Origin of the sequence: Tardiphaga sp., assembly GCF_025356345.1 — a bacterium.
In the GTDB taxonomy this organism is placed as follows: Bacteria; Pseudomonadota; Alphaproteobacteria; order Rhizobiales; family Xanthobacteraceae; genus Tardiphaga.
Window position 1 is genome coordinate 1 of sequence record NZ_JANXTC010000047.1, and the last position, 7,546, is coordinate 7,546.

General features: G+C 63.6%; 8 protein-coding genes. 4 read left to right on the top strand and 4 right to left on the bottom strand.

The annotated features are described in order from the left end of the window. From Q0S16_RS02485 to Q0S16_RS02495, 3 genes are all read left to right on the top strand, one after another. On the top strand, window positions 1–307 hold a 307-nt coding region (locus Q0S16_RS02485), incomplete at its 5' end, for a PIN domain-containing protein (protein ID WP_295844650.1). After that, complete coding sequence (locus Q0S16_RS02490; RefSeq protein WP_295844651.1) at window positions 307–1,944, top strand: ABC transporter ATP-binding protein; 1,638 nt, start codon at window positions 307–309, stop codon at window positions 1,942–1,944. The genes Q0S16_RS02485 and Q0S16_RS02490, both read left to right, overlap by 1 nt. A gap of 53 nt (window positions 1,945–1,997) precedes the next feature. Then, window positions 1,998–2,588, top strand: coding sequence for an NUDIX hydrolase (locus tag Q0S16_RS02495; RefSeq protein WP_294940510.1), 591 nt, complete (start codon window positions 1,998–2,000; stop codon window positions 2,586–2,588). A gap of 94 nt (window positions 2,589–2,682) precedes the next feature. Here Q0S16_RS02495 and Q0S16_RS02500 read toward each other — a convergent pair whose 3' ends face one another. Next, window positions 2,683–3,528, bottom strand: coding sequence for an NlpC/P60 family protein (locus tag Q0S16_RS02500; RefSeq protein WP_295844653.1), 846 nt, complete (start codon window positions 3,526–3,528; stop codon window positions 2,683–2,685). Beyond that, the gene (locus tag Q0S16_RS02505; protein ID WP_295844656.1) at window positions 3,521–4,903 is read right to left on the bottom strand and encodes a leucyl aminopeptidase family protein; all 1,383 of its coding nucleotides are present in this window, start codon (window positions 4,901–4,903) and stop codon (window positions 3,521–3,523) included. The genes Q0S16_RS02500 and Q0S16_RS02505 overlap by 8 nt, the downstream gene beginning before the upstream one ends. A gap of 134 nt (window positions 4,904–5,037) precedes the next feature. On the opposite strand from Q0S16_RS02505, the gene Q0S16_RS02510 reads away from it, so the two are divergent. Further along, window positions 5,038–5,841: a tetratricopeptide repeat protein gene (locus tag Q0S16_RS02510; protein ID WP_295844657.1), complete on the top strand. Its 804-nt coding sequence runs from the start codon at window positions 5,038–5,040 to the stop codon at window positions 5,839–5,841. Between the two features lie 54 nt (window positions 5,842–5,895). Here Q0S16_RS02510 and Q0S16_RS02515 read toward each other — a convergent pair whose 3' ends face one another. Beyond that, window positions 5,896–6,870: a type II secretion system F family protein gene (locus Q0S16_RS02515; protein WP_295844659.1), complete on the bottom strand. Its 975-nt coding sequence runs from the start codon at window positions 6,868–6,870 to the stop codon at window positions 5,896–5,898. A 9-nt stretch (window positions 6,871–6,879) separates the two neighbouring features. After that, a partial coding sequence (locus Q0S16_RS02520; RefSeq protein WP_295844662.1) for a type II secretion system F family protein occupies window positions 6,880–7,546 on the bottom strand: 667 nt, incomplete at its 5' end.

The window sequence follows — 7,546 nt, forward strand, 5'->3', positions numbered from 1 at the left end:
CGCCGTGACATCAGAGCTCACGATAGCTGAGGCTTTGGCGAAGTCGATTGCTTTAGATGGCGCTGTTCTTATCGAAAGATATCGGGAGCTGTTTGAAGCTAGCAGCGTGGAAATGCTTCCCATTGATCGTTCCGTTTTGAATTTCGCTGCGCAGATTCAGGGAAGATCAAGACTCAAGCTTGCTGATGCCATCCATGTCGCATCCGCACGTTTGGCTAAGTGCGATCATTTCCTCACACAAGACGAGCGCCTCGGAGGCGCTATTGCTGGCGAGCCCAATTGGCTCCAACTCTCTGAAAGCATCTAATGGACGCCATCAATCAGCCGCTGCTCGATGTCCGCGATCTCTCGGTGGCGTTTCACCATGGCAGCGGCACCTCGATCGCCGTCGATCATGTCTCGTTCGAGATCAGGCGCGGCGAGTGCGTAGCGCTCGTTGGCGAGTCTGGCTCCGGCAAGTCGGTCAGCGCGTTGTCGATCCTGCGGCTGTTGCCCTATCCGACGGCGTCGCATCCCTCCGGCCATATCCGCTTCAAGGGCCACGAATTGCTCGGCATGTCGGAGCAGGAAATACGCGGCATCCGCGGCAACGACATTTCGATCATTTTTCAGGAGCCGATGACCTCGCTCAACCCGCTGCACACCATCGGGGCGCAGATCGGCGAAATCCTGCAACTGCACAATGGCATGCGCGGCACCAAGGCGCGGGCGCGAATCCTGGAATTACTGACGCAGGTCGGCATCCCTGAGCCGGAAACGCGGCTGGCCTCCTATCCGCACCAATTGTCTGGCGGTCAGCGCCAGCGCGTCATGATCGCGATGGCATTGGCCAACGAGCCGGATTTGCTGATCGCGGACGAGCCGACCACGGCGCTGGACGTCACCGTACAGGCGCAGATTCTGGCGCTGCTGGCCGACATCCGGGCCCGGCTCGGCATGAGCCTGCTGTTCATTACCCATGATCTCGGCATCGTCCGCCGCATCGCCGACGTCGTCTGCGTCATGAACAATGGCAAGATTGTCGAGCAGGGACCGGTCGAACAGGTCTTCACCTCGCCGCGACATGCCTATACCCGCGCGCTGCTGGCGGCAGAGCCGAAGCCCGATCCGGCGCCGCCGCGGCCGGATCAACCAGTGGTGATGTCGACCGATGATCTGAAAGTATGGTTTCCGATCAAGCGTGGCCTGCTGCGCAAGACGGTTGGTCATATCAAGGCGGTCGACGGCGTCACGCTGGCCGTGCGCAAGGGCGAGACGCTCGGCGTGGTCGGCGAGTCCGGTTCCGGCAAGACGACGCTGGGACTGGCGCTGCTGCGGCTGATCTCGTCGCAGGGGCCGATCGTGTTCCTCGGCAAGGATATTCAGGGCCTGCAGTTCAAGGCGATGCGGCCGATCCGTCGCGACATGCAGATCGTGTTCCAGGATCCGTTCGGCGCGCTCAGCCCGCGCATGTCGGTCGGCGACATCATCGCCGAAGGCCTCAGCGTGCATCAGCCACAATGGTCGGAAGAAGAGCGCGAGGCGCGGGTCGTCAGGGCGCTGGTCGATGTCGGCCTCGACCCCAAGACGCGGTTTCGTTACCCGCACGAATTTTCCGGCGGCCAGCGCCAGCGCATCAGTATCGCGCGCGCCGCGGTGCTGGAGCCGAGCTTCGTGGTGCTGGACGAACCGACCAGCGCGCTCGACATGCTGTTCCAGGCGCAGATGGTCGATCTGCTGCGCGAGTTGCAGCGCAAGCGCGACCTCACTTACATGTTCATCTCGCACGACCTGCGCGTCGTGGCCTCATTGGCCAGCCATCTGATCGTGATGCGTCACGGCAAGGTGGTGGAGGAAGGCCCGGCCTCGGAGTTGTTCAAGAATCCGAAGAGCGATTACACCCGCGCGCTGTTCGCGGCGGCGTTCCGCCTGGAGACCGCGCCCGACGGCGCCATCGCCTCATGACCGATCGGGACAGAAGGAAAGCGGCGGTTGCGGATCGTGCTGCGGAGGTAAAATTGTCGGCGCCGACCGTGATCGGGCGCGGCTTCATGACCTATGAGCGCTACGAGCTTGCGATCAGCCGTGACGGCGACGAGCCGCTGAAGCAGACCCGGGATGTGCTGCGCGCCAGCCATGTCGCCGCGGTGCTGCCGATCGATATCCGACGGGGCGAGATTGTGCTGCTGCACCAGTTCCGGCTGCCGGCGCATCTGGCGACCGGGCGCGGCGAATTGGTGGAGATCGTTGCCGGCCGCGTCGATGGCGAGGAGACCGCGCTGGCTGCTGCGTCTCGCGAATGCCGCGAGGAAATCGGTGTTGCGCCGGAGCGCCTGATCGAACTCTACAGCGTGCTGCCGACGCCGGGCTTTACCGACGAGTACGTCACTTTCTTTCTAGGCTTTGTCGATTCAACCAAGGCCCTGGTCCGCGGGGGACTTGTCGGCGAGACCGAGGACACCAGGCCATTCGTGGTGTCGATCGACGACGCCATCGCCGCGCTCGACCAGGGCGGCATCGCCAACGGATTGTTCGTCAGCGCCCTGCAATGGCTGGCGCTGCACCGTGACCGCTTGCAGGAATATTATGACCGGGCGAGGCCGATATAACCGTCATTGCGAGGAGCCCCTTCGACGAAGCAATCCAGACTTTCCTTGTGGCACTCTGGATTGCTGCGTCGCTTCGCTGCTCGCACTGACGCGGTCAGGCCAGTCGTCTGACGCTGGTCACCGGACTGCCGGCACTGGCGATCCGTGCAATGGCATCTTGGGTGTTCTCGATTTGCGTCGCCATGTGATGCGCATTGGCATGAACGATGGTGGCTGCATCGCGCACGATCGCGACATGACCCTTCCAGAAAATCAGATCGCCGCGCCTTAACGTTTTCATCTCTTCGTCCAACAGCGCCCGCCCCAAGCCGGCCGCCTGCATGTCGCTGTCGCGCGGGCAGCCGGTGCCGGACGCGGTCAGCGCGACCTGCACCAGGCCGGAACAGTCGATGCCGAGGCTGCTCTTGCCGCCCCACAGATAGGGCGTGCCGACAAAGCGTTCGGCTACGGCGACGAAGTCAGTCTCCATCGCGTCGATCTCGGCGAGATGCGACTTCGGGATACAATGGCCTTCGCTGGTCACCGCAAAGCTTTCGTGAAACTTCACCACGGCGATCCGGGCTCCCATCGGCAAGGTATCGACCGGCGGCAGTTTGATCGAGGGACCGGGAAACGCGAAGGTCCGCAGCGCGGTCACCTTGTGGGTCGCGGCCGGGCCGGGGCGATACAGCGCCAGATCCGGCAGCCAGCCGACATAGCCGTCGCCGCTCAACTGGCCCCAGGCCCATCCGTCGTCGTTGCGGTCGTAGACCGTAAAGCGTTCGCCCTTCAGCGCCTGAGTGTCCAGCGCCGCGCCCGAGAACGGCTCGTGGCGCATCGGCGCGATGCCGTCCATCACCTCGAACTGCTCGCCGGCCACGAAGCGCGCGGCATCGATCGTGCCTTGAAGATTGCTTGCGGCGAGATCGGGTCGCGCCGGCGTCAGCCGTGGATCATGCATAGCGTTCGCTCAACAGCAGATAGATCGCCCGCGCGGCCTGGCATTCGCCGCCTTCCGGCCGCGCCGGCCTGGCGGACGGGGTCCAGCCATAGATATCCACATGTAGCCAGTTCTTCGCATGCTCGACGAAGCGTTGCAGGAACAGCGCGCAGGTGATCGAGCCGGCAAAACCGCCGGACGGCGCGTTGTTGATGTTGGCCACCTTGGAATCCAGCCAGGCGTCATAGGGCGCCCACAGCGGCAACCGCCACAGCGGATCGTTCTGTGCCGCAGAGGCGCGAGCCACATCCAGCGCCAGCGCCTCGTCATTGGTGTAATAGGGCGGCAGGTCCGGCCCGAGGGCGACGCGCGCGGCGCCAGTGAGGGTGCCGAGATCGATCAGCAGGTCGGGGGTTTCTTCGTCGGCATAGGCCAGCGCGTCGGCCAGAACCAGCCGGCCCTCGGCGTCGGTATTGCCGATCTCCACCGTCGGTCCCTTGCGCGACTTGAAGATATCGAGCGGGCGGAAGGCGTTTCCAGCCACCGCGTTCTCCACCGCCGGAATCAGCACCCGCAGCCTGACCTTCAGCCCGGCATCCATCACCATCAACGCCAGCGCCAGGACATTGGCGGCGCCGCCCATGTCCTTCTTCATGATCAGCATGCCGGAGGAGGGTTTCAGGTCGAGCCCGCCGGTGTCGAAACACACGCCCTTGCCGACCAGCGTCACCTTGGGATGCGAAGGATCGCCCCAGGTAAAATCGATCAGCCGCGGCGCGCGCGGCGAGGCCATGCCGACGGCGTGGATCAACGGAAAATTCTGTCGCAGCAGATCATCGCCGATGATGCAGTCGAAGGACGCGCCAAACCGGGCGGCAAGGTCGCGCGCGGCCTCCGCCAACTCCTCCGGCCCCATGTCGTTTGACGGCGTGTTGATCAGGTCGCGCGCCAGCGTAGTAGCCTCCGCCATCCGCTCGATGTCGGCCATGTCGATTCCGTCGGGCGACACCAACCGGACATTCGGTGCCTCGTTGTTGCGGTATCGCCCGAAGCGATAGCCGCCGAGTGCGAAGGCCAGCACGGCGAGGCGCGTGTCGTGCGGCGCATTGGCGAAACGATACAGGCCCGCCGGCAGCACTCCGGGCAGAACGCCAGGCCGGAACAGGTCGCGGGATTTCGCGCTGCCGTCCTCAAGGCCGAAAATGACATGGGCAATGCTGCCATCGGCGGCCGGCAGGGTCAGGCATGCGCCCGGCTTGGCGGTAAATCCGTTCGCGATGGCAAATGCCTGCGCCATCGCGGGGAGTTCAGCACGAAGGCCGGGCCAGGAGGTGCCGGTCACAAAGCTGATCGGAATGGCTGGCGTTGCCGAAGTGGTCTCGAAAACGGAAGGCATGGGGCGGTCTCGCGAAGGACAGTAGGCATGCAGGGTATGGCGCAGGGCTGGCCGATTAACCAGCCATTAGGGTTAACGTTCTATTTCTCAGGGCATCCGGCGTGTCCGTTCGCCCCATTTCGAGTCAACGTGCCATGCGTCAGCCCTCTTGTCTTGCCCGGCTTTTCACGACAGCGGCGGTAACGGCACTCCTGGCCGCAGGCCTTTCGGGCTGCAAGACCGCGGGCATGTCCGATGTCACCGGTTCGCTCGGCGCGAAGGCCGAGCCTGCGCCGGCCGCCGACCCGACGCGCGCCTCCGACGTCGATGGCGACCGGTTCCGTGCCAATCCCCGGGATGCTGATGCGGCGTTGCGCTATGGGCAGGCGCTGCGCGCCAACGGCCAGCGCTCGCAGGCCGTCGCCGTATTCGAACAGGCTTCCCTCAATAATCCAGGCAACAAGACCCTGCTCGCCGCCTATGGCCGGGCGCTTGCCGATAACGGAAATCTGCAAAAGGCGTTCGACGTGCTCGGTCGCGCGCACACCCCGGCCAACCCGGACTGGCGCATCCTGTCGGTGCAGGGCGCCGTGCTGGACCAGATGAACCGACATGATGAAGCGCGGGGTTATTACGCCAGCGCGCTGAAGATTCGACCGGATGAGCCGTCGGTGCTCTCCAATCTGGGCCTGTCCTACATGCTGTCGAAGGATCTGCCAAAGGCGGAAGCCCATTTGCGGCAGGCCTATGCGGGCGGCCGTGCCGATCCGCGCGTGCGGCAAAATCTCGGGCTGGTGGTTGGCTTGCAGGGAAGGTTCAGTGAAGCCGAGTCGATCGTCAAGGCCGACCTTCCGCCCGACGAGGCGGCCGCCAACGTCGCCTATCTGAAGCAGATGCTAGCAAGCAAAACCGGACCACAACTCGGCGCGCAAGCCGGCGACGTCCGCGGCCGAACCTAATCGGGCTCCTCGCCGCGCCCTTTCGCCCTGCCACCAGCGCAGGGCGAAGATCGCTCACTGCATCGAGGCGACCTTGATGCCGGTGGGACCGAGGATGACCACGAACAGCACCGGCAGGAAGAACAGGATCATCGGCACCGTCAGCTTCGGCGGCAGCGCCGCCGCTTTCTTCTCGGCTTCGCTCATGCGCATGTCGCGATTTTCCTGCGCCATCACGCGCAGGCTCTGCCCCAGCGGCGTGCCGTAGCGCTCCGACTGCTGCAAAGCGAGACATACCGATTTGACGCCCTCCAGACCGGTGCGCTTGGCAAGGTTTTCATAAGCCACTTTGCGGTCCTGCAGATAGGACAGTTCGGCGGTCGTCAGCGTGAACTCCTCGGCCAGTTCGATCGACTGCGAGCCGATTTCGACGGATACCCGGCGAAACGCCACTTCGATCGACATGCCGGACTCGATGCAGATCAACAGCAGATCCAGCGCATCGGGGAAGGCGCGCTTGATCGACATCTGTCGCTTGCTGATCGCATTCTTCAGAAAGATCATCGGCGCCTGCATGCCGAGCCAGGTGGCGCCGAGACACATGCCGATCTTGACCGGCGTGGATTGCTCCATATGCGCGATCACGAACACGTAGAGTACCGACAAGATCAGGAAAACGATCGGAGTCACCGCGCGGAAGAACAGAAACGTGACATATGGCGCCTGGCCGCGATAGCCGGCCATTACCAGCTTGTCGAGCGCGGCTTCCTGGGCTAGCCATTTGCCGAGGTTGAGATCGGTGACGACCTTCGAGACGATCTGTTTCGGCGATTGCCGCAGCGAGACGCGGTCATTCTTGATCACCCGGCTGCGCTCGCGTGCGCGGATGCGTTCGCGTTCGCTGGCGACCGCCTTCATGCGCTTGGCAAGGCCGTCGCTGGCCAGTAGCGGCGTCAGCAGGCTGTAGGCTGTCGCCGCGACCGCGATCGCCGCCATCAGCATGGTCAGGAATTTGACGTCGTGAATTTTGGCGATGAGCAGCTCAAACATGTCGCACCATCAGAAGTTGAAGTTGATCATTTTCTTCATGACAAAGATGCCGCACGACATCCATATCGCGCTGCCCGCCAGCATCAGGCGGCCGGTCGGATGGGTCCACAGCAGCGAAATATAGTCGGGGGTGCTGAGGTAGACGAGCAGCATGACGATCGGCGGCAATGATCCGATAATGCCGGCCGAGGCCTTGGCTTCCATCGACATTGCTTGAATCTTCTCAGCCATCTTCTTGCGGTCGCGCAGCACCTTGGACAGGTTGCCGAGCGCTTCCGAAAGATTGCCGCCCGATTTTTGCTGGATCGCGACCACGATGCCGAAGAAATTCGCCTCGGGCACCGGCATGCGTTCATAAAGCCGCGCGCAGGCCTCGCCGAGTGGCATGCCGATCGTCTGGGTCTCGATGATGGCGAGAAATTCACTCTTCAACGGTTCGTTGGCGTCGGCCGCGACGACCTTGATCGAGTCAAACAACTGCAGACCAGCCTTGATGCCGCGCACGATGACATCGACGGCATCCGGCAGCGAGCGCAGGAAGGCTTTCTCGCGCCGGCCTTTGAGAAAGTTGAGCACCCAGCGCGGCAGTCCCAGACCCGTCGCAAAGACGATGCCAGCGGCGGCGAGCACGCCGCCCCCCATGATCATCGTCGCGGCGAAGCCGGCGGCGCCGAGC